14 protein-coding genes are annotated in these 21203 nt (G+C 60.7%); 8 read left to right on the top strand and 6 right to left on the bottom strand.

What is annotated here, in order from left to right:
* Positions 1-349 precede the first annotated feature (349 nt).
* Genes coxB through A3AC_RS0100770 form a run of 4 tightly spaced genes read left to right on the top strand, consistent with a single transcriptional unit; the run spans position 350 to position 5801 of the window.
* Positions 350-1369, top strand: a complete 1020-nt coding sequence (gene coxB, locus A3AC_RS0100755) for a cytochrome c oxidase subunit II (protein WP_084515331.1) — start codon at positions 350-352, stop codon at positions 1367-1369.
* A 10-nt stretch (positions 1370-1379) separates the two neighbouring features.
* The gene (gene ctaD, locus A3AC_RS0100760) at positions 1380-3989 is read left to right on the top strand and encodes a cytochrome c oxidase subunit I (RefSeq protein WP_025596562.1); all 2610 of its coding nucleotides are present in this window, start codon (positions 1380-1382) and stop codon (positions 3987-3989) included.
* Positions 3989-4465: a hypothetical protein gene (locus tag A3AC_RS0100765; RefSeq protein ID WP_025596563.1), complete on the top strand. Its 477-nt coding sequence runs from the start codon at positions 3989-3991 to the stop codon at positions 4463-4465. The genes ctaD and A3AC_RS0100765 overlap by 1 nt, the downstream gene beginning before the upstream one ends.
* 1 nt (position 4466) lies before the next feature.
* The gene (locus tag A3AC_RS0100770; protein WP_025596564.1) at positions 4467-5801 is read left to right on the top strand and encodes a cytochrome c; all 1335 of its coding nucleotides are present in this window, start codon (positions 4467-4469) and stop codon (positions 5799-5801) included.
* A 222-nt stretch (positions 5802-6023) separates the two neighbouring features.
* Here the strand turns inward: A3AC_RS0100770 and A3AC_RS0100775 are convergent, their stop codons facing one another.
* The 3 genes from A3AC_RS0100775 to A3AC_RS30590 form a co-directional block, all read right to left on the bottom strand.
* Entirely contained in the window at positions 6024-8309 is a 2286-nt protein-coding gene (locus A3AC_RS0100775; protein ID WP_025596565.1) for an LPS-assembly protein LptD, read from the bottom strand.
* 151 nt (positions 8310-8460) lie between these two features.
* Positions 8461-8847, bottom strand: a complete 387-nt coding sequence (locus tag A3AC_RS0100780) for a hypothetical protein (protein WP_025596566.1) — start codon at positions 8845-8847, stop codon at positions 8461-8463.
* Entirely contained in the window at positions 8840-9016 is a 177-nt protein-coding gene (locus A3AC_RS30590; RefSeq protein ID WP_198017957.1) for a hypothetical protein, read from the bottom strand. Before A3AC_RS30590 ends, A3AC_RS0100780 begins: the two co-directional genes overlap by 8 nt.
* Before the next feature lie 336 nt (positions 9017-9352).
* Here A3AC_RS30590 and bamA point away from each other — a divergent pair, with 336 nt between their 5' ends.
* Positions 9353-11662, top strand: coding sequence for an outer membrane protein assembly factor BamA (bamA, locus tag A3AC_RS0100790; RefSeq protein WP_025596567.1), 2310 nt, complete (start codon positions 9353-9355; stop codon positions 11660-11662).
* A 171-nt stretch (positions 11663-11833) separates the two neighbouring features.
* Here the strand turns inward: bamA and A3AC_RS0100795 are convergent, their stop codons facing one another.
* From A3AC_RS0100795 to A3AC_RS0100805, 3 genes are all read right to left on the bottom strand, one after another.
* The gene (locus A3AC_RS0100795) at positions 11834-12979 is read right to left on the bottom strand and encodes a porin (RefSeq protein WP_025596568.1); all 1146 of its coding nucleotides are present in this window, start codon (positions 12977-12979) and stop codon (positions 11834-11836) included.
* A gap of 403 nt (positions 12980-13382) precedes the next feature.
* The gene (locus A3AC_RS0100800; RefSeq protein WP_025596569.1) at positions 13383-14690 is read right to left on the bottom strand and encodes an SUMF1/EgtB/PvdO family nonheme iron enzyme; all 1308 of its coding nucleotides are present in this window, start codon (positions 14688-14690) and stop codon (positions 13383-13385) included.
* A gap of 134 nt (positions 14691-14824) precedes the next feature.
* Positions 14825-15481, bottom strand: a complete 657-nt coding sequence (locus A3AC_RS0100805; RefSeq protein ID WP_025596570.1) for a helix-turn-helix domain-containing protein — start codon at positions 15479-15481, stop codon at positions 14825-14827.
* Positions 15482-16114: 633 nt separating this feature from the next.
* Here A3AC_RS0100805 and A3AC_RS0100810 point away from each other — a divergent pair.
* The 3 genes from A3AC_RS0100810 (at position 16115) to A3AC_RS0100820 (ending at position 21178) form a co-directional block, all read left to right on the top strand.
* Positions 16115-17755, top strand: coding sequence for a methyl-accepting chemotaxis protein (locus A3AC_RS0100810; protein ID WP_025596571.1), 1641 nt, complete (start codon positions 16115-16117; stop codon positions 17753-17755).
* Between the two features lie 230 nt (positions 17756-17985).
* On the top strand, positions 17986-20562 hold the full coding sequence (locus A3AC_RS0100815) for a 2-oxoglutarate dehydrogenase E1 component (RefSeq protein ID WP_025596572.1): 2577 nt from the start codon (positions 17986-17988) through the stop codon (positions 20560-20562).
* Between the two features lie 226 nt (positions 20563-20788).
* The gene (locus A3AC_RS0100820) at positions 20789-21178 is read left to right on the top strand and encodes a response regulator (RefSeq protein ID WP_025596573.1); all 390 of its coding nucleotides are present in this window, start codon (positions 20789-20791) and stop codon (positions 21176-21178) included.
* Positions 21179-21203 lie beyond the last annotated feature (25 nt).

Here is a 21203-nt window from a genome sequence, read left to right on the forward strand (position 1 = left end):
ATACCACGTGCAAGCGGTTTGAAGACACGTGAATCAACCCGGTTTGCCTGACCGCATGGCAACGAGGCAGCGGCGTGCCGCTGCTGGTCTCAGGCGGCCGGAAGCTGCCCTCCATTTCTGGAATACGGATTGCTCCTCCCTCCGAAATCGAAGCGAGGGGTCGCGAGAACGACGCTGATACGGCGTACCCGTTACCGCAATCCAGGCAGCATTGCCGGAGAACCCAGGATGCCGGCAAACTGGTCGGCCGCCATACCGGCGGGGTGAACTACTGGCTCATCCGGCATGGCATCTAGGAGAAAATGTGAGCTTCACATGTCGGCGTCCGAAGTGGCCGTACCGATATGGCATGGCATTCGTAATCGCCTTTTGCCAACTTGACGCGTGCGCCGATACGGGTGGTCCAGGTGAGCCAGGGTCGCTGACCGGCGGGCACACGCCGCTCGCGTATTTCCTTCGCAGCGAGGGGCCGGCCGCGCAGCCAGTGTTGCATCTGGGCTGGGTGCTGGCAGCCATCTGCAGTTCCGTATGCCTGCTCATCGCCATCATGCTTCTGGTCGCGATGTTCAGGCGCCGTAAAGACGAGGACGCGAAGGCGCTGAAAGCGGAAGGGGGCTTGAGCTTTATTTACGTCGGTACGACGATCTCGACGCTCGTGCTGCTCGGCATTACGGTGTACATGCTCGTTGTCCTGGCGCAGGTTGCCGATCCCCCGCGCGAGCCTGCACTTACTGTTACCGTGACCGCTTACGACTGGTGGTGGAAGGTCGACTATGGCGAAGGCTCGAGTCACTTCGCGACGGCGAACGAACTCCACATTCCGGTTGGCGTGCCGGTGCTTCTATTACTCAGGAGCGCCGACGTTATCCATGCTTTCTGGGTCCCCGAGCTATCGGGCAAGACGCAGGCCATACCCGGGGTCACTAATCGCCAATGGCTTCAGGCGGACCGGCCCGGCACCTTTCGAGGTCAATGCACGCAATATTGCGGGGTGCAGCATGCGCATATGGCCTTTGAAGTCTACGCGCAGCCGCAAGCTGACTTCGACCGATGGCTTGCCGCGCAACAGTCGCCGGCTCCTGTAGCAACGACCGACTCCGCAAAACGCGGGGCGAAGCTGTTCGAGGAGCGCTGCGCGGGCTGTCACACGATTCGCGGCAGCAACTCTACGGGTGTGCAGGCGCCTGATCTCACCCATGTCATGTCGCGCCGGCTGATAGCGGCGGGCACGGTCGTCAATACTCCAAAAAACCTCATGAACTGGGTTCAGCATGTGCAGGACATCAAACCTGGCACGCTCATGCCCGACATGAAGCTTTCGCCCGAGGAGGCGAGCGGCCTGTCGGCGTACCTCGCAACTCTCAGGTAAGGAATTCGCGATGTCCGCAACGAGTGATTACAGCGATTACAGCGGCGGGCAGCCCGGGCAGGTCGCTTTCCGGCGCGAGCCGGAATTTGGTAGCGCGCCGCAAGGTTCCGAAGCCGAGCAACGCCTGCGCGAGACATGGGAAGGCGAAGGAGGTTGGCGCGGTTTCATTACTACCGTGGATCACAAGAAAATCGGCTTGCGTTACATCGTCACGGCGTTTGTCTTTCTCCTGATTGGCGGTGCCGAAGCGCTGCTCATGCGCCTGCAACTGGCGCGACCCAACGAGACGCTGCTGACCCCGGAGCAGTATGCGCAGCTTTTCACGATGCACGGCGTAACGATGATCTTCCTTTACGCGTTGCCGGTGCTGAGCGGCTTTGCAAACTTTCTCTGGCCGCTCATGCTCGGCTCTCGCGACATGGCGTTTCCGCGCCTCAATGCGCTGTCATACTGGATCTTCCTGTTTGCCGGCGTATTTCTCTATTGCAGTTTCCCATTGGGCCAGGCACCCAATGCGGGCTGGTTCAACTATGTACCGTTCTCGTCGATCGAATACAACCGTGGTCCGAACATCGACGTGTATTCGCTTGGAATGGTGCTGCTCGGCATATCTACCACCGTCGGCGCGGTCAACTTCGTCGTGACACTGTTTCGTATGCGAGCGGTCGGCATGTCGGTGGATCGGCTGCCTGTCATCGTGTGGGGAACGCTCACCGCTTCATTCGCCAATCTCTTTGCAGTGCCGGCCGTGAGCCTGGCGTTCTTCCTTCTGTGGATGGACCGCAACATCGGCACGCACTTTTTCGATGTGGCCGCCGATGGCCGCCCGCTGTTGTGGCAGCACCTGTTCTGGATGTTTGCGCATCCGTGGGTGTATGTGGTGGTTTTGCCCGCAATGGGCATTGTGTCCGACGCGTTACCTACCTTCTGCAGGCGCCCGCTCGTTGCTTACGCGGCCGTCGCCATGTCGACGGTGGCGACCATGATCATCGGCTTTGAAGTGTGGATTCACCACATGTTCGCGACTGGCATTGCGCCGCTTGCGCTGGCGTTTTTCGGCGCGGCAAGCGTGCTGATTTCGATCCCGAGCGCCGTCGCGGTTTTCGCATGGATCGCGACAATATGGACTGGACGGCCTGTGTTCACTGTGCCGTTTCTTTACTTCGCGAGCTTCGTGCTGATGTTCGTGGTGGGCGGAGTGTCAGGCGTCATGACAGCCGCCGTGCCGCTCGACTGGCAGCTCAACGAGACGTACTTCATCGTTGCACACTTGCACTACGTACTGTTGGGGATCAACGTCTTCCCGGTGCTCGGCGGTATTACGTACTGGTTCCCCAAGTTCACCGGGCGTCTCATGAACGAGCGGCTTGGAAAGGTCGCGTTCTGGACCGTCTTTGCAGGTTTCAACGTTGGCTTCTTTCCGATGCACATATCGGGCCTTCTTGGAATGCCGCGCCGCATTTACACGTACCCCGAGGGAATGGGATGGGATACCTCCAATCTGATTACGACCGCCGGGTCCTTCGCGTTGGGCATCGGCGTGCTGCTCTTCGCCATTAATGCACTGATATCCGCACGGCGCGGAAGGAAAGCGCCGCCCAATCCCTGGGATGCGCCGGGCCTGGAGTGGTCCGTGGCGTCGCCGCCGCCGGCGTACAACTTCGCGGTTCTGCCCGTTGTCGAGTCCCGTCATCCCATGTGGGAAGAGCGTCTGCAACCGTCCGGACGGCAATCAAGCCTGGAGGAAGGGTATCTGCTGCATAGAGGCAGGGAGGCACTCGGCGTTCACCCTTTCAGCGGCAAGCCAGACGTCATCCTCAAGATGCCGGAAGACGCGTGGTCGCCGTTCTTTCTCGGGCTGTTTGCAGCGCTTGTGTTTCTTGGGATGCTGCTTCGCTCGCCGGTGTTTACCATCGCTGCCTTCGCCGCTTGCGGTGCGGCGATGATCGCCTGGATGTGGCCGCGTCGCTCGCTGGCGCAACGTGAGCCACCCACGCCGAAGCAGGCGGTTTCTGCCCGAACGGCGCGCGAGCAGGACGCACTTCCCGTTGGCAGTGCCGGTGAACACTCCGGTGGCTGGTGGGGTGTGCTTGCTCTTGTCGTCACGGAGGCAAGCCTCTTCGGCTATCTGCTCTTCAGTTACTTCTACTCGCAATCGCAAACGCGACTGGCGTGGCCACCCGAAGGCATGCCGAAGATCGGCGTCGGTGGTATGAGCACGAGCGTCCTCATACTGAGCAGCGTCTTTGCGTGGCTGTCCGAGCGCGCAGTCAGGAAGAGCAGGCGATGGCTCGCGCTAACCTGGATGATCGTCGCCATTGTGCTCGGCTGCCTTTTCGTCGGTATTCAGTTGAAGGAATGGCATGACCATCCTTACGGAGTCACCGCGCATCTCTATGGGTCGCTGTATTTCACGATCACCGGTTTCCATCTGGCGCACGTTCTGGTTGGGCTGGTGATCCTGGTGCTGCTCGCGCTCTGGATTGCGCTTGGCTATTTCGACAAGGAGCGCAACGCGCCGATGCGGATCGGCGGGCTCTACTGGCACTTCGTCGATGTTATCTGGCTGTTCATCTTTACCGCGCTGTATGTGACGCCGTTCTGGCTCAGGGGCCAGTGATGCAAACATCCGTTCCCAGCGATGAGCGGTTGACCGAGGCGGAGAGACGGCGCCTTGCGTGGTGCGCGGGCGCAGGATTCTTTCTTTCTCCGGGTGCGTGGCTGCTGCAGGTCATTATCTCCGAGACGATTTCTGCCCAGACCTGCGACGCAATCACGACGCCGCTCGACGCTCCTGGCGTCTGGTACTTGCACGCGTGGCTCTATGGCGCGTCCATCGCGGCGCTTGTGATCTCGATCGTTTGCGCGGGGCTGGCGACCTACGGCTTCCTCCTGTTGCAACGACGCCAAAAGCGCATCAACGAACGGCGCAAGTATCAGGTGTCGGGAGAAAAGTCTTCCCGGGAAGAAGAGGAAGTTGGCCGCAAGCGTTTCATCGCCCTCTGTAGCGCTTTGATCGGCTGTGGATTCGTTGTCGGCCTCGTGTTCACGATGCTCGCAGAAGTATTCCTCGTCTCCTGCAGTCAATGGCATTGATATGAACACGCCGACGAATGCAAAACGCCTCACCGTTATGCTGATGCTCGCACTGGCTTTCGCTCTTGGCGGCTGCAGCGGGGGCGAAGAGGATCATCTTCCCTCTAACGTTACCGCGCAGTCGCCGGTGACCAGCGATCCGAAACTCGTTGCTCGTGGCGAATACCTGGCGAAAGCGGGCGATTGCAGCGCGTGCCACGATGCTGCCGACCATACGCCGTTGGGCGGAGGAATGCCGGTCAATTCGCCGTTAGGTCCGATTTACGCAAGCAACATCACGCCGGATCCCACGCTTGGCATCGGGCAGTACACGTTAAAGGAGTTCTCCGATGCATTGCGCTATGGCAAGCGTCGCGACGGCAAGCGGCTTTACCCTGCCATGCCTTATCCCTCGTTTGCGAACATGACCGACGACGATGTCGCCGCGCTGTATGCATATCTGATGCACGGCGTGACTCCCGTGGCAAAGCGCGCGCCGCAGACGGAATTGCCGTTTCCGTTCAATCAACGGTGGGGCATGGCCTTCTGGAATTTGCTGTTCGGCAACCGCGACGAGTTTTCTCCCAGTCCAAAGCAAACGGCACAGTGGAACCGGGGCGCCTATCTTGTGCAGGGCCTTGGGCACTGCGGCGCCTGTCATACGCCACGCGGTCCTGCCTACAATGAACTGGGTTATAGCGAGAAATCGCCGTGGTACCTCACAGGAGGCGTCAATGACCATTGGCTTGCGCCCAACCTCACCGGCGACCCGGGAAGCGGACTTGGGCGGTGGTCTGCGCGCCATATCGCTGACTTCCTGCGCACCGGGCACGGTGCGGGCGCGATTGCCTTTGGCGCAATGGCTCCCGTCGTGGGGGAAAGCACCCAGTACATGACCGACGCGGATCTGGACGCTATCGCCGTCTATCTCAAGTCGCTTGCGCCGCAGCAAACGTATGGAAGCTACAGCAACGACAAGCGCGTACGCGTTCAAACCGAGCGGACGCTCGGAACCGGCGAGGTTGAGCGTCACGGTGCGGGAATCTACCTGTCGTTCTGTGCGCGTTGCCATGAGGTCGACGGACGTGGTCAGCCGGGCAAGATCGCAGCGCTTGCCGGAAGTCCACTCGTGCTCGCGAAGGATCCGACGTCTGTCTTGCGCATCGTGATCGAAGGAAGCAGGAGCCCGATGACGCGAACCGGACCCGCGCCGCAGAAGATGCCTGGCTTTCATGGTGAGTTGACGTCCGCGCAGATCGCAGAGGTGGTGAGTTTCGTGCGAAACGCGTGGGGAAACCACGCGGACCCCGTATCCGATAGGGAAGTGGAGCGGCTTCGCTCGAAGATTCATCGGTAATCGCGTGCTGACCAGATGGACTTCGTATTGCAGGACGCGTCAGCCCACGCCTCGCCATTCCGGTGTGGCGCTTCGCACGCAGTGGTTCCGGTAGTGCTCCGATTCGTTGCCTGATTTGCATTCGTCTCGGGCGACGGGCGACTCCAGAAACGGTGGCTCCCGGTTCAAAGCGCCCCCGCACAATCGCGAATTTCTTTTCGACACGTGCGGCGTCGGCGCTGCTCATGGATAATCGCTGAATCGCGACGTGGGCTCGTCCACTGTCGACGTCGGCGTATAGCCCGGTACACTCGCGCGAAATTGATTGAGCAGCCCGTTATCGACCTGCGAAAAGCCCTTGAGCTGTAGCTGCATCAGGACGCGCGTTCCGGTACTCGGCGAAGTAGTCGAGCTGGTTGCATTGGTGTACTTTTCAAATGCCACGCCCAATGACCAGCAGTCCGCCTCATATTGCAGCCCGAGCAATCCGGCAATCAGCCGATGCGCGCTCATGTCGTAATTGACGCGCGCCACACTCACCACATTGCGTGCAAGCGGCCATTGCCCGGAGACAATGAACTGATTGACCGGCTGATAATCCAGCGTACTATTTGCACGCGTATAGCGGTACGCCATGTTCAGCACCTGGTGCGCGCCGGGTGCCCAGCCGAACCCGGCTTCGGCATGCGTGAGGTAATGATTTGCCTGGCTGTACTCGACCGCCTGCTCGGCGCTTATGTCCGGACCGACTTTGTACGACGCGCCCGCAATAATGCCGGTACGCGCAACCGTACTGATTGCGTCATCGGCCTGCAACGTCACGCGCGGCGTGCGAAAGTCGTATTGCTGCGCGAGAATAAAACGCGCGCGCTCATCGCCGCTTGCGGGATCGATAAAACGCGTGGTCAATGCGGCCGTCGCGCGGTTCGAATCGGACACTCTGTCATTGCCGACAAAGCTATTCGCCATGAAGAGTTCTGTGAGTCCGAAATCGGCCGCGGCAGTATCGAATAGCGGCACATATGCCTGATTGCGATAAGGCGTGTAGACATAGAAGAGGCGTGGCTCGAGCGTCTGGATGTACGACTGCCCGAAGAGCCGCACGCTTCGCTCAAAGCGCATGCCCGAATCGAGGCTGAACGTCGGCACATTGACGCTGAACGACTTGGGCTCGCCGGCGGGCACGTCCGTCCCTATCGACGTGAGATCGTACGCAGCAAAATGCCAGGCGAGCTTCGGTGTGATGAACCATCCCGGTCGTTCTATCGGATAGCTCACGTAGGGATTGAAGACGAAGCGGTTCCCCTGCGTCATATCCGACGACGAGATCGTGAAGCGCGTGGCGTCCGCTTCCGCGCCGAAGTCGAAGCCGCCTACGTCGTAGCGCGCATAATGCACGTTTACCTGGGGCTCGCGGTTGTATGTCGAGTCGCTGGAAAACGACTGCCAGCGCTGCTCGCGTGCAAGCACGCTCCACGGCCCATTGGAATAGGTCAGCCCGGCTTCCTGCTGATAGAGCGTGGTCGAACCCGTGGGAAACGCGACGCCCGATGCAAGATCGGTCACGACCGTGGAGTCGGAGACGCGGTTGTAGTCGACGTATGCGCCAAAGCCGGAGCCCAGATTCCAGTGCTGATTCAACGCGATCGAATAGCGCTGTGTGTTGGTGATTGCATCATGCGGCAGCCACGCAATCGAAATCGAGCCCGAATCGTTTGGCCGCAGGTAGCGGTAGTCCGCAGTCAGCATCTCACCTCTACGAGTCATGATGCGCGGTGTCAGTGTGAGATCGTAATTCGGCGCGAGGTTGAAGTAGTACGGCAGCGCAACATCCACGCCGTCGGTTGAGCTCATTGAGAAGGTCGGCGGCAGTAAACCGCTGCGCCGCGCTCCCGACAAAGGAAAAGAAAGCCAGGGACTCGCGAGAAGCGGCACCCCCCGGAAGAACAGCACGCCGTTGTGGGCAATGCCCTCGTCGTTACCGCTGTCCATGTCGAACTCGGATGCCTTCACGTACCAGGCAGGCTCCGACTCGCATTGACACGTGCTGTACGTGCCGCGCCGCACCACCGTGCGCTCTTTATCCAGAAGATCGATGCGCTGCGCGCTGCCCCATCCGCCCGTTAGGTGAAAGCGGTACTTCGGCACGCTGATATAGCCTTCATTCGCTTCCACGTAGAAATGCGCGTCCGGCCCGTCGAACACGTTGCCGTTCTGGACGAGCTGCACATTGCCGTAGGCATCGGCTTTGTCAGTATCGACGTCGTAATGCAACGCGTCGCCCTTCACGATAGACACATTGCGCCGCAACTGCGCGTGACCCTTCAGCGATACGTCTGTGTCCCTGGTAGTCGTTATCGAATCGGCAATAGCCGACATGGCGGGCTTATCGCCCGCGCGCAAGGTCTGTTCGGTCAATTGCGGTGCGAGCCGCAAGCCCCACACGCCGTCAACCGATTCCGGCAGAGCGGCCGCGCCGCTCAATTGAGCATACGCGGCGAGCGGCACATAGCCCGCTGTGCATAGCATGAAAGAAACGAGCGGCTTCAAGCGAATACATAGAAATACACTGCGTAGTTTCAAAAGAAATAACGATCGGAAAGGATAAAGGACGCAGCGATGCAGCGACGCATGAGGAACCCGGTTCCGCGCGCGGACGGCGCGCCAGAAAATGACTCCGCTACTGGAGCGTCACGTCACCGGCCCGAGGCTCGCTCGCGGCCACCACGCCGCCGAGCGCCTGGAGCAGATAAGGGATCTGCTCGGCCGGCAATGAGAACGAGAGACCTGCATTAGCAGACAGGCGGAAGCGGATCACGACCATTTCCATTCCATTGAGCCTGCCGACTTCCCAACCCTGACAGTGCAGCGCGAAGCCCATGTCCTGATTGTTGTGTGCCACGCGGTCCGCGTGTTCGATGGCATTCGGCAGGGCCACGAGCAGATCGTTGAGCACCGAGCGATGCAGTGCCGCAGTGGGCTGATTTCCGTGAATCAGCAGGTATTGACCATCCGCCGTCAACTGCATGTCGGTAATCGAATTCAGCATGAAGGAGACGTCAGACACGGGTCGCATCCTCCCGCGCATTGCTGGCGCGATCCACGGTGTTCGTTGGATTGCGCGGCCTTTCGTGCCGGACAAACAATGACGCCGTGGCGAGGCGCACCGAAAAGATCGGCGTCGAACTGACGCGCAGGATTGCCGCAAAAACGGCCGGTGAGAAAAATTCCATCATGACCAACTCTCCTAATCGCGTTACGCCGGTAGCGGAATCGACGATCTGAAGATAGCAGCGAGAGCACGCCGCTGGGTTACACGCCCACTACGCTTGCTTCGGTTCTGTAACGCATTATTTCCCACTCATGCCGCGCAAACACATAAGGCACGGCGCACCGGCACATTGCACACACCGGCAACCTTAAGGTGCGGAAAGTTTCCAGTAACGATAGCCGCGGCACACGTCCCTATACTTCGCGCTTTCCAGAGCCAAAGACCCTCGTTTCGAATGCGCCGCTTGCCTTCGAGCGTTCCCATCTGCGCTTTGCGCGCCGCATCAGGACCGAAAACCAAGATGAATTTCCAAGCTTTGACCAGCCGGCTAGCAGGCGCGCTTTCATTCGCCGGCATCACGCTGGCAACCGGCCCGGCTCACGCCGCCGAGCCGTTCGTCGTGCAGGACATCAAAATCGAAGGCCTGCAACGCATCGAACCCGGGACACTCTTCGCCTATCTGCCAATCAAGCAAGGGCAGACATTCACGGACGATAAGGCTTCCGAATCGATTCGCGCGCTTTATGCCACTGGTTTTTTCAACGACGTGCGCATTTCGACAGAGGGTAATATCGTCACAGTGCACGTACAGGAAAGGCCGGCGGTCGGTACGATCGACTTCGCGGGCATCCACGAATTCGACAAGGAGAATTTGACGAAAGCGCTTCGGGCCGTCGGTCTGTCGCAGGGCCGCTCTTACGACAGAGCGCTCGTCGACAAGGCGGAACAGGAATTGAAGCGCCAGTATCTGACGCGCGGCTACTACGCCGCTGAAGTGACAACGACTACTACGCCAATTGACCGCCATCGCGTCGCCATTCTTTTTTCGGTAGCGGAAGGGCCGAGCGCGAAGATCAGGCAGATCAATTTCATCGGCAATAGCACATTCAGCACTGACACTTTGCGCGACGAAATGCAGCTGTCTACGCCGAACTGGTTTTCCTGGTACACGAAGAACGATCTGTATGCAAAGGACAAACTCACCGGCGATCTGGAACACGTGCGCTCTTACTATCTGGATCGTGGCTATCTGGAGTTCAATATCGAGTCGACGCAGGTATCGTTGACGCCTGACAAGAAGGAGATGTATCTGACTGTCACCCTGCACGAAGGCGAGCCGTACACCATTTCTTCAATCAAGCTCGCGGGCAATCTGCTCGATCGTGAAGCCGAACTCACGAAGCTCGTGAACATTAAACCCGGTGAACGCTTTTCTGCCGAGAAACTGCAGGCCGCGACAAAGGCTGTCGTGGACAAGCTCGGTGAATATGGCTACGCGTTCGCCACGGTTAATGCATTGCCGAAAATCGACCAGCAGCACCATACCGTCGACCTCACGCTGCAGGTGGACCCAAGCCGGCGCGTCTACGTACGCCACATCAACGTGACCGGCAACACGCGCACGCGCGACGAAGTGGTGCGCCGCGAAATGCGCCAGTTGGAGAGCTCGTGGTTCGACTCCAATCGCCTCATGCTCTCTAAAGACCGCGTCAATCGCCTCGGCTATTTCACCGACGTGGATGTAACAACCGTTCCGGTGGAAGGCTCGCCCGATCAGGTGGACGTGGACGTCAAGGTCAACGAGAAGCCGACAGGTGCAATCACATTGGGCGCGGGCTTTTCATCGACAGATAAAGTGGTGCTCTCTGCCGGGATTTCGCAGGACAACGTGTTCGGCTCCGGTACGAGCCTCGCGTTGAATGTGAACACGGCGAAAACATACCGTACGCTTTCGCTCACGCAGACCGATCCCTACTTCACGGTAGACGGCATCAAGCGCATTACCGATGTCTATTACCGCACCAGCTATCCGCTCTATTACTACACCGATACGAGCTTCAAGATCGTTACTGTGGGAGCCGATTTGAAGTTTGGAATTCCGTTCTCGGAAGCCGACACAGTGTATTTCGGTCTGGGCCTCGAACAGAACCGGCTAAGCATCGATTCGTCGACACCTCAGAGCTACAAGGACTACGTGACCGAATTCGGAAACGTGGTCAACAATGTACCGATTACAGCGGGCTGGGCACGCGACAATCGCGACAGCGCACTGGTGCCGAGCCGCGGCTATTTCTTGCAGGCCAATAGCGAAATCGGTACGCCGGCGGGTGGCACTGAGTACTACAAGACCGACGTTCAGGCGCAGTACTACTACTCTTTCTCGCGCGGCTTCATTCTCGGGCTGAACCTTCAGGGCGGCTACGGCAACGGCTTTGCCGGCAAGGCCTATCCGATCTTCAAGAACTACTACGCGGGCGGCATCGGCTCTGTGCGTGGCTACGAATCCGGCTCGCTCGGCCCGACCGACAAGACGACCGGTGATCCAATCGGCGGCTCGCGAATGGTCGTTGCAAATGTGGAAATGACGTTCCCACTTCCCGGCACCGGATGGGATAGAACTTTGCGCGTATTTACTTTCCTCGATGCCGGCAACGTTTGGGGCAACGAGGGCAATAGTAACGGCGCAAACGGCTTACGCTATAGCTACGGCGCAGGACTCGAATGGATCTCGCCGATCGGTCCGCTCAAACTCTCTCTCGGCTTTCCTGTCGTCAAACACGCGACCGACAAGTATCAGAAGTTCCAGTTTCAGATCGGCACTTCGTTTTAATCGTAGACACTCTCAGGTTCTTCGTTGTGCCGTGCTGATGGCGCTTGCTGCCCGCCGGCCCCGTAGCTGAGCGCGAGCGCAGCCTTGCGCGATAACCAAAAAAGCCCGCAAATGCGGGCTTTTTTGCGAAGTGCCGCTCGTCACGGCACTCATGCAGGCGTAATGCGTGGCTTAGAAGCGGTGACGGATGCCGACCGTGCCAACCACTTGCGAGCTCGTCGACGAAGCGCTCACGCCCACGATGTCGGCGGTAATGCCCGAATTGCCCGTGCTGCCGACGTGCTGATATGCGGCTTCAGCATAGACGTCGGTACGCTTGGACAAGGCGTAGTCGGTTTGCAGCGTGACCTGATGGTACTTCGGGCTCACGCCGTCAAGACGCGCGTCGGTGAACGTGTAAGCGCCCGACACCGAGAGCGCCGGCGTCAACGCATAACGGCCGTTCACTTCATAGTTCGTGAAGCGCGCGCTGCCACCGGTCAGAGCCAGCCCGCTGCTCGTACCCGATGCCGACGAACCGATCGCGGTCGCGCCGTTCAGTTGCGTTTGCGTCACGACGAGGCCGACGTTCGCGGGGCCGAACGCGTAGCTCAGGCCCGCGCCGTAGGTACGCTGACGCGCTGCCGTGAAGGTCGAATCGCCGCTCGCAACCGCGCCGCTCGAGTTGGTCGACGAACCTGCGCCGTTGATTTGCAGGTAGCCCGCTGCGACCTTCAGGCCGCCGAACACGTACGATGCACCGACGCTGTAAGCGCGGCTGTCGGCGAAGCTGCCGGCTGCATTCGAGAAGCCGTACAGCGCGCCCAACTTGAAGCCGCTGTAATCGACGCTCTGGAACTTCACGGCGTTGTTGATGCGCACCGAGTTGTTCAGGTTGTCGTTGTCATACGGGTGCGACGCGAGCGTGCCGCCATATTGCGTACCGTTCAGCGCGAGCGGCCCGAGATAGTCGACCACGCTGTCGTACTGGCGGCCGAGCGTAACGGTGCCGAACTGGTTGCTCGACAGACCGACGAATGCCTGGCGGCCGAACTCGCGGCTGTTCTGACCGAGCTTGCCCGTCGACAGATTGAAGCCGTTTTCCAGCACAAAGACCGCCTTCAGGCCGCCGCCGAGTTCCTCCGAGCCGCGCAGACCCCAGCGATTGCCGTTCAGCACGCCACTGGCCTGCTGGAAGTTGCTGCTGCCGCCAGAGTTGCTGGTGTAGGTCAGGCCGGTGTCGATCAGGCCATACAGAGTCACGGAGCTTTGCGCGTGAGCGACGCCCGCGGCGCCGGCAAGAGCGAGCGAGAGGCCCGACAATACGAATTTTTTCATTGAATATCTCCTGAATCCAATAGCGGTTGCTATCGAGCGGCGGAGAATAGCGCAGAAATTCCAGAACTATTTTTCAGTGTATTACGGCGTTGTGTTTTAGCGACGTCATCCGATTTTAACTTTCATTTTATTTTCCGCCGGCGCCGTTATTGGCCGCCCAAATGAAATGGGGCGTACCCCTCTCGCGAGTACGCCCCAAGTGCCTGATTTTAAAACGCGCTCGGAATCTCAGGCGAATCGAGAATAGCATGGAGAATAGTTTGCGACAACGTCGATCCGCCAGTTCATTCTTTCATTGCGTTTCAATTGGAATTATTGGTAATTGCCTGTCAGCTTTTTAAACCATTTAAATCGATTGTTGCGCAAACGGCAAAGACATTTTGCCTTATTTAAAGCCCGATAACTATTCGACGGGATTCTGCGCGCTGACACAACGGAACCCCGCATAAACGTACTGATAATGCGGCTGAAACCAGTTGCGAAACGTCGGCCGCAACATGCACTGTGCGGTGCGAGCCGAGCCGCCCTTGAGCACATAATGCTTCCCGTCGAAGAAATTGGCAGAGTAACCAGGATAGAACGGAAAAGGCTCGAACCCCGGCAGGCGGTCGAACGAGGTTGAGGTCCACTCCCAGCCGTTGCCGAACTGACCTTCCACGCCGAATGCGCTCACGTTCTCGGGATAAGCGTCTACCGGTCGCGGATCCCAGTGACGGAAATCGAAGTTGCCTGAGCCCGTGTGCGGCGCGCCCTGCGCGGCGCGTTGCCATTGCGCTTCGGTAGGCAGCGCCTTGCCCGCCCAGCGCGCATACGCGCTTGCCTCGGCGTGGCTGACGTATGCGGGCCAGTCGAGCGGCAGGGGTACTTCGTCGAACATCGTGCGCAATATCCATGCGTCGGCTTGGCCGTGCGCGGCGCGCCGCGACCAGCAAGCCGGGTGCTCGATGTGCTCCGCTTCCTTCCATGCCCAGTCCTGCTCCGACCACCACTTTGGCTCGCGATAACCGCCGGCCTCGATGAACTCGCGAAACGCGCTGTTGGTCACCATATAGCGGTCGATCTCGAAGGACGGCACGTCCACCTGCAATTCGCCGAACTCGTTGTCCCAGCCAAAGCGGCCGCCGTCGCGCGGCATGCCAAGCGTGGCCGAACCCGCCGGCACGCTGACCATGGGCGGTAAGCTGTTCACGCGGCCGGGTCCCGTCATGACAGGCTCACGCAGTTCGGTCAGTTTCTGCTCGAGCGGCAGTTGATGAAGCATGTAGGCAAGCGTCTCCGCGTGCATCAGGCGATGCTCGATCGCGACGTTCAGCAATTGCCCTGACGCCTCGACGCGCGCGGCGTCGGTCAGCGCCCGCACTTCGCGGTCGATCTGCTCGCGCGCATGCACACCGTAGTTGCGCACGGTATCGAGCGAAGGCCAATCGCCTGGTTGATCGGTGGGAAAGCCGCCGTCGACCGGGTCGATGCCGAATGCGAAAAGCTGATCGAGCTGCGGATCGAATGCCGGCAGATCGAATAGACGCTGATCGAAAAGATTACGGTCGAAAGCTTCGAGATGCCCGATATAAAACACGATCCGATGCCGCTCGCGGATCGGTCTTTCGTACAGGAACTCGGGCTTGACGATGGAAAAGAGGGCGTCTGTGACTTGACGCGCGTCGATCAGACGTTGGACAAGCGGATGATGCGGACCGGGATCGCGGTACATTTCGCCGGGCTCCTTGCGGGGGACGGACTAAACAAAGACTGTACCCGCTCGCAGATAGCATGCCAAGGCAAAAGGCTCACCGGAAAAACGTGGGAACGGGCGCGGCCGTGCAGGCCGTGCCCATCCGATCTGGTTCAAACCTGGCGCAAGCCGTCCAGATCGACGATACGAATGTGCTTGCCTTGCGTGTCGATCAGGCCGCGTTTTTGAAATCTTGACAGTGTGCGGCTCACCGTTTCGAGCGTCATGCCGAGGTAGCTGCCCATATCTTCGCGCGTCATGCGCAGATTGAATTCGGCCGACGAATAACCGCGCTGCGCGTTGCGCTCGGACACGTCGAGCAGGAAAGCCGCGACCCGTTCGTCGGCGGAGAGCGAGCCGAGCACCATCATCTGGGCGGCTTCGCGCACGATCTGCTCGCCGAGCAGCTTGTGCAGGCGCTCCTGCATCGAGCCGATTTCGCGGCACAGCGACTTGAGCGCGGTGTACGGCACGATGCACACCGTGCTGTCCTCGAGTGCGACGGCGCTGCATGCATGCCGGTCTTCGCTGATGCCGTCGAGTCCGAGCGCTTCGCCTGCGAGCCGCAAGCCCGTGACCTGCTCGCGCCCGTCCCGGTGCGCCATGACGGTTTTCATCGAACCCGAGCGCACCGCATACAGATTGTCGAAACGATCGCCGCTGCGATACAGCGCCTCGCCGCGATGGACGGAACGCGCCGAGCAGATCAGCGTTTCGAGTTTGGACAGTTCCTCGGTCGACAAACCTTGCGGCATGCAGAGCTGCCGCATCGCGCAACTCGAGCAGCGCGCGGCGCTGCGAGTGTGAGTGCGCGCGGCGGCACGCGGCGCCGTCCGGCGGCTAGTTCGCGGCGGCGCGTTGACGGCGGGGCCGGTTGCAATCGCGGAATCGGCGGCGTGGGCAAGAGCGGTGGAAGTAAGCATGTCTGAGCCAATGTCAGGGGTAATGACCGATTGTCCCACCGGCTCTGTCCCCCGTTTAGCGGCAAAATGCCGCGCTCGCGCGCTCAGGCGTTTTGAGCGGCGTCAGATTACGGCGACGACGCGGAAGTGTCCTAACGTGTCGACGTGTTCGCAAATAGCCTTACTCATCCCTTCATGCGAAGCGGGCGCTTTTCCGCTCGCTCGCAAACGTTTGGCAAATTTTTTACTTTCTCGGACGAGCCACTCTCAAGGTTTAGGAAATTGTGTCGTCATATCTTCTGAGGAAAACGACGGCAACGAGAAAGGGCGGACTAAGAGGCGCCCGCGTCGGCGCACGCTGGCCTCTGGCGTTGGGCGCAGTGAACCGTCTTCGAAAGGGGGAGATTTTCACGCCGAAGCGCAGCAGCGGCGCCGCCTCGCCGCGGTCTGCGCGCGCTTCGCGACAACTTTGATCGGGCTGTTGGGTAAGGAATTAGACACATGAAGATTTCGAATTTGAGAATCGGAGTTCGGCTCGGCTCCGCCTTTGCGCTAATGGTTGCGCTGCTTGTCGGCACAGCCGTGGTGGGCATCGAGCATCTGCAGTCCACTAACACGAAGATGGACGAGATCGTCAGCAATCGCTACACGCTGATTGCGCTCAGCAATCAGATCAAGAGCAACGGCTACAAGGCAAACGGCATTCTGAGCAATCTGCTGCTGACTACATCGCCGGACAAGGCGAAGCAGTATATGGACGACTATGCGGCCATCCGCAAAGCCAACGCGCAGGCCTATGGGGAACTCGAAAAGCACCTGACCAGCGACGAAACCAAGGTCCTCTTCAAGCAGCAGTTCGACGCACGTTCGGCATACGGCGTGAGCGTGAAGAGCTTTTTCGATCTGGTCAGCAAGAACCAGCAGCAGGAAGCGCGCGACGTCTATCAGGGCGACATGGCACGGCTGCAGGACGCTTACTACCTGCTCGTCGACAAGATGGTCGACGTGCAGGCCGAACGGATGGCGCACGATGTCGCCGACGCCGTTGCCGAAGCGCACAGCGCGAAGCTGCAGATGATTCTTCTCGCGCTCTTCGCAACCGCGATCGCGATCGCCACGGGCATCTTCATCACGCGCACCATCACGCGGCCCATCAACCGGGCGGTGGTTCTCGCCGAAGCGGTTGCGGCCGGCGATCTAACGCATCGTCTGCAGATCGATTCGACCGACGAAGTGGGGCGTCTTCTGACCGCGCTCGAACGCATGACCGGCAACCTGCACGGCATTGTCGCGCAAGTGCGCCAGGGCACCGACACGATCAGCCAGGCGACGCGCGAAGTGGCGAGCGGCAATATGGACTTGTCGAGCCGCACCGAGCACCAGGCAAGTTCGCTCGAAGAAACGGCGGCTGCGATGGAACAGCTCACGTCGACGGTCAAGCAGAACGCCGACAACGCACGCGAAGCGAACCAGCTTGCATCGAATGCGTCGGACGTCGCGGTCAAGGGCGGTGAGGCGGTGAACCAGGTCGTGAGCACGATGAGCGCGATCAACGAGTCGTCGCGCCGGATTGTCGAGATTATCGGCGTGATCGACGGCATTGCATTCCAGACCAATATTCTCGCGCTGAACGCCGCTGTGGAAGCGGCCCGCGCCGGCGAACACGGCCGCGGTTTCGCGGTGGTCGCAAGCGAAGTGCGCGGGCTCGCGCAGCGCAGCGCCGTCGCGGCGAAGGAAATCAAGGAATTGATCGCCGACTCGGTGAATCAGGTCGGCACCGGCGGCAAGATGGTCGAGGAAGCCGGGCAGATCATCAGCGAAGTCGTGAGGAGCATTCGCCATGTGACGGAGATCGTCGCCGAGATCAGCTCGTCGAGCAAGGAGCAAAGCGAAGGCATCGAGCAGATCAACCACGCGGTCACGCAGATGGACAAGGTCACACAGGAAAACGCCGCGCTGGTCGAGCAAAGCGCCGCGGCCGCGCAGGCCCTGCAGGACCAGGCGCAGCAACTCACTCATACCGTCAGCACCTTCAAGCTCGACGACGACGCGTCCAGACAACGGCGCGCCGCGCGCGACTCGCATGCGCCTCACACGAACGAAGTGAGCGACGCCGGTGCGTGGCTCATGACGGCCCAGTAGAAGTCGAGGCAGGCAACGGACGGAGACACGAGCCGGTCGCGCGGACCGGCTCGATAACAAACAGAAGACGGAGCGCGACTGCAAGCCCGCATCCGCATTGCGTTCCTTGCCGTTTTGCTGTCTGCCGGGGGGCGCGGCCAGCCGCCGCGTTGCCGTCAACGGGCGTTGCCCGCGCATCCGGACGTGGACAGCGAAATCCAATTAACGATTTCTTCCGCACGCTATCCAACATGTCCCACGTCTCTTCTGAATCGATTGTTCTTTCACGCTCGCCGGCCAGCGCGGTTCTCGAACCGGCAGGCGAACTGGCTTCGGTCGCGCGGACGCTGCAAGTCCGCCGCTTTATCGACGCGTTTCGTCAGCACGGTCACCGTCAGGCTTTGCTCGACCCGCTGCGCCTTACGCCTGTGCCCGAGGTGCCCGAGCTCGACCCCGTGTTCCACGGGCTCGAACCGGCGCAGCCGATTGGCGCCGAGAATCCACTGCTGCCGCCCTCGGCTGCCGTGCATGAACTCGAGCGGCAACTGCGGCGCGTCTATTGCGGCGCAATTGGCCTCGATCTGACCGGCATACGCGACCCGCAGCGCCGCGCCCAATTGTCCGCATGGCTGAAGGCCGAGCAGCTCGCGCCATTGCCGGCACGCGAGCAGCGGCGCCGTCTGCTGCGTCGCCTCGTGGCTGCGGAGATGTGGGAGCGTCATGTCGCGGCGACGTTCGAACATGCAAAGCGCTTCTCACTCGAAGGGTGCGAGAGCCTCGTGCCGCTCGTCGAAGCGATTGTCGATCAGGCTGCCGCTCATGGCGTTCAGCGGGTGTTCGCTGGCATGCCGCATCGCGGGCGCCTGAATGTGCTCGTCAACGTGATGGGTCTTGACCCGGCGAAGCTGGTCGCCTGCCTCGATCCGGATTCCGATGCTGCGGCCGCACAGCGCGATCTGCCTTACCACCTCGGCGGCGACACGGTCAGAAAGACGCCCAATGGCGAGGTTGCAATCTTCCTTGCCCACAATCCGTCGCATCTGCAAAGCGTGTATCCGGTCGTGAGCGGCATGGCTCGCGCATATCAGGACGAACACCGCGGCTTCGGCTGCCTGCCGCTCGTGGTGCACGGCGACGCCGCGTTCGCGGGCCAGGGCATCGTGATGGAAACGCTGAACATGACGCGCAAGGCAGGATATGCATTGGGCGGCACCGTCCACGTGATCGTGAACAATCAGATCGGCTTTACGACGCCCAACCGGATGGATGCCGAAGCGCATTCCTATTGCACGGACATTGCGCGGATGATCGACGCGCCCGTAATCCGCGTGAATGCCGACCGTCCCGACGAAGTAGTGCGCGCCGCGAAGCTCGCATTGCAATACCGGATGGAGCACGAGGCCGATGTGGTGATCGACCTGATCGGCTATCGGCGTCTGGGCCACTCGGAGCATGACATTCCCGCTCTCACGCAGCCGTTGCAGCAGGCGGCGATTGCTACGCATCAGACGGTCACCGAGCTGTATCACGCGGCCATCGGCGAAGAAACGCCGCTCGAGGAATTGCGCGCGGATGCATTGAAGCACCTTCAGGCGCCGGCTGCGCAAACGTTGTCGCGGCCGCGCGGCAACGGGACGAAGCGCACGCGACCCGTGACGCTCGCGCGCGTGCAGTCGCTCACTGCGGCATTGACCCGCACGCCGCCGGAGTTGCGGTTGCACGACTTCGTGCGCAATGTGACGGCGAAGTGGCAGAAAAGCGTTGCTCACGAAACAGCCGCTGTCGACTGGTGCTTCGCGGAGAACCTTGCCTACGCAACGCTGCTCGACGACGGGCATAGTGTGCGCATCTCCGGTATGGACGTCGGCCGCGGCACGTTCATGCACCGTCATGCGGTGTGGCATTCGCAAGGCGACACGTCCGGCGCGCTGGAACCATATGTGCCGCTGCAAAACCTCGGTGTGCATCAAGGCGAGTTCGACATCGTCAATTCGCCGCTGACCGAGGAGGCCGTGCTTGGTTTCGAATACGGCTACAGCGTGCAGACGGGCACGCACCTGGCTATCTGGGAAGCGCAGTTCGGCGACTTCGTGAACGGCGCGCAGGTCATCATCGATCAGTACATCGCCGCGGGCGAGTACAAATGGGGACAGCCGTCCGGCTTGACGATGCTGCTGCCGCATGGCCACGAAGGTGTAGGTCCCGAGCATTCGACCGGCTACATCAGCCGCTTCCTGCAACTGTGCGCCGGCGGCAACATGAAGGTCGCGATGCCGTCGACCTCGGCGCAGTGGTTCCACATGCTGCGCGAGCAGGCGTTGAGTGCGGACCCGAAGCCGCTTGTCGTGATGTCGCCGAAAGGCCAGCTTTATGGCAACGCGCGGTCGCATTCGCCGCTCGGCGAGCTGATCGGCGGCGCGTTTGCTCCGGTGCTGCGCGACAGCAGCGTGGCTTCGCCCGAAGAAGTGACGCGCGTCGTGCTGTCGAGCGGCAAGTTCTTCTACGACTTGCAGGCGGCCCGCGATGCCTCTGGCGACACGCGAACCGCGCTCATCCGCGTCGAGCAGTTGTACCCGTTCCCGACGAGCGAGCTTGCCGTTGCGCTCGCCGCTTTCCCGAAGCTCGCGGAAGTGGTGTGGGCGCAGGAAGAAGAGAAGAAGCACGGCGCATGGCATTTCGTGCGCGACGAAATCGGGCGGGCAGTTCCGTCGAACTGCCGCGTTGTCGACGTGTGCCGGCGCGAGAGCCCCTCGGGTGCTCATTCGTCGATACGCGCGCATCACGACGAACAGCAGCGTCTCGTCGCGGCTGCTCTCGCGCGCGCCTGAAGTTGCAAAGTCAAGCAGTGCGCGTGCGGGGCCGCAATTGAGTTGCTATTGTTAACAACAGGCGAGGATGTCATGAGCGGCAGTTGACCATGTCGCCCGGCGGCAGCCCTCGCCGGTTCCGGCTTTGCTTTCTTGCTTGCCGCGCGCATGCTGTTCGTTCAGGCGATCAGCGCGCGTTGGCATGCGGGTTGCGAAGCAGGTTGTCGAAGCGATAGGACAATTGCACATGGCAACCGTACTGCTTGTAGATGACGACGCCGGCGCGCTGGATGCATGGAGCGCAATCTGCGCGGCCGAGGGCTACGAAGTCAAGACCGCGCTCGACGGCAAGTCGGCGCTCGCGCAGTTCATCGCTGCGCCTGTGGACGTGGTGGTTGCCGACTGGCGCATGCCGGTGATGTCGGGCAGCGAACTGTGCCATCGCTTGCGCACGCTGCCCGGTCTTGCCGACGTGGCCTTCATACTCGTCTCCGGAGAGCCGAGCCCACCTGCCTTTGTCAGCTTCGACGGCTTTCTGCGCAAGCCCGTGGAGGGTCCGGTGCTGCTCGCCACGATGCGGCGCCTGCTCGACGATCACGTGACTCATCGCACGTTGCAACGGGGTGGCTCGTCGTGATGCCGATTGCCGCATCGCGCTGCGG

Origin of the sequence: Burkholderia sp. WSM2230, assembly GCF_000472445.1 — a bacterium.
Taxonomy (GTDB): Bacteria; Pseudomonadota; Gammaproteobacteria; order Burkholderiales; family Burkholderiaceae; genus Paraburkholderia.

Excerpts from the sequence above, each read along its gene's own strand:
- coxB (WP_084515331.1), top strand. The coding sequence starts at position 350 with ATGGCATTCGTAATCGCCTTTTGCCAACTTGACGCGTGCGCCGATACG.
- ctaD (WP_025596562.1), top strand. The coding sequence starts at position 1,380 with ATGTCCGCAACGAGTGATTACAGCGATTACAGCGGCGGGCAGCCCGGG.
- A3AC_RS0100765 (WP_025596563.1), top strand. The coding sequence starts at position 3,989 with ATGCAAACATCCGTTCCCAGCGATGAGCGGTTGACCGAGGCGGAGAGA.
- A3AC_RS0100770 (WP_025596564.1), top strand. The coding sequence starts at position 4,467 with ATGAACACGCCGACGAATGCAAAACGCCTCACCGTTATGCTGATGCTC.
- A3AC_RS0100775 (WP_025596565.1), bottom strand. The coding sequence starts at position 8,309 with ATGCTATGCACAGCGGGCTATGTGCCGCTCGCCGCGTATGCTCAATTG.
- A3AC_RS30590 (WP_198017957.1), bottom strand. The coding sequence starts at position 9,016 with ATGATGGAATTTTTCTCACCGGCCGTTTTTGCGGCAATCCTGCGCGTC.
- bamA (WP_025596567.1), top strand. The coding sequence starts at position 9,353 with ATGAATTTCCAAGCTTTGACCAGCCGGCTAGCAGGCGCGCTTTCATTC.
- A3AC_RS0100795 (WP_025596568.1), bottom strand. The coding sequence starts at position 12,979 with ATGAAAAAATTCGTATTGTCGGGCCTCTCGCTCGCTCTTGCCGGCGCC.
- A3AC_RS0100800 (WP_025596569.1), bottom strand. The coding sequence starts at position 14,690 with ATGTACCGCGATCCCGGTCCGCATCATCCGCTTGTCCAACGTCTGATC.
- A3AC_RS0100805 (WP_025596570.1), bottom strand. The coding sequence starts at position 15,481 with ATGCGGCAGCTCTGCATGCCGCAAGGTTTGTCGACCGAGGAACTGTCC.
- A3AC_RS0100810 (WP_025596571.1), top strand. The coding sequence starts at position 16,115 with ATGAAGATTTCGAATTTGAGAATCGGAGTTCGGCTCGGCTCCGCCTTT.
- A3AC_RS0100815 (WP_025596572.1), top strand. The coding sequence starts at position 17,986 with ATGTCCCACGTCTCTTCTGAATCGATTGTTCTTTCACGCTCGCCGGCC.
- A3AC_RS0100820 (WP_025596573.1), top strand. The coding sequence starts at position 20,789 with ATGGCAACCGTACTGCTTGTAGATGACGACGCCGGCGCGCTGGATGCA.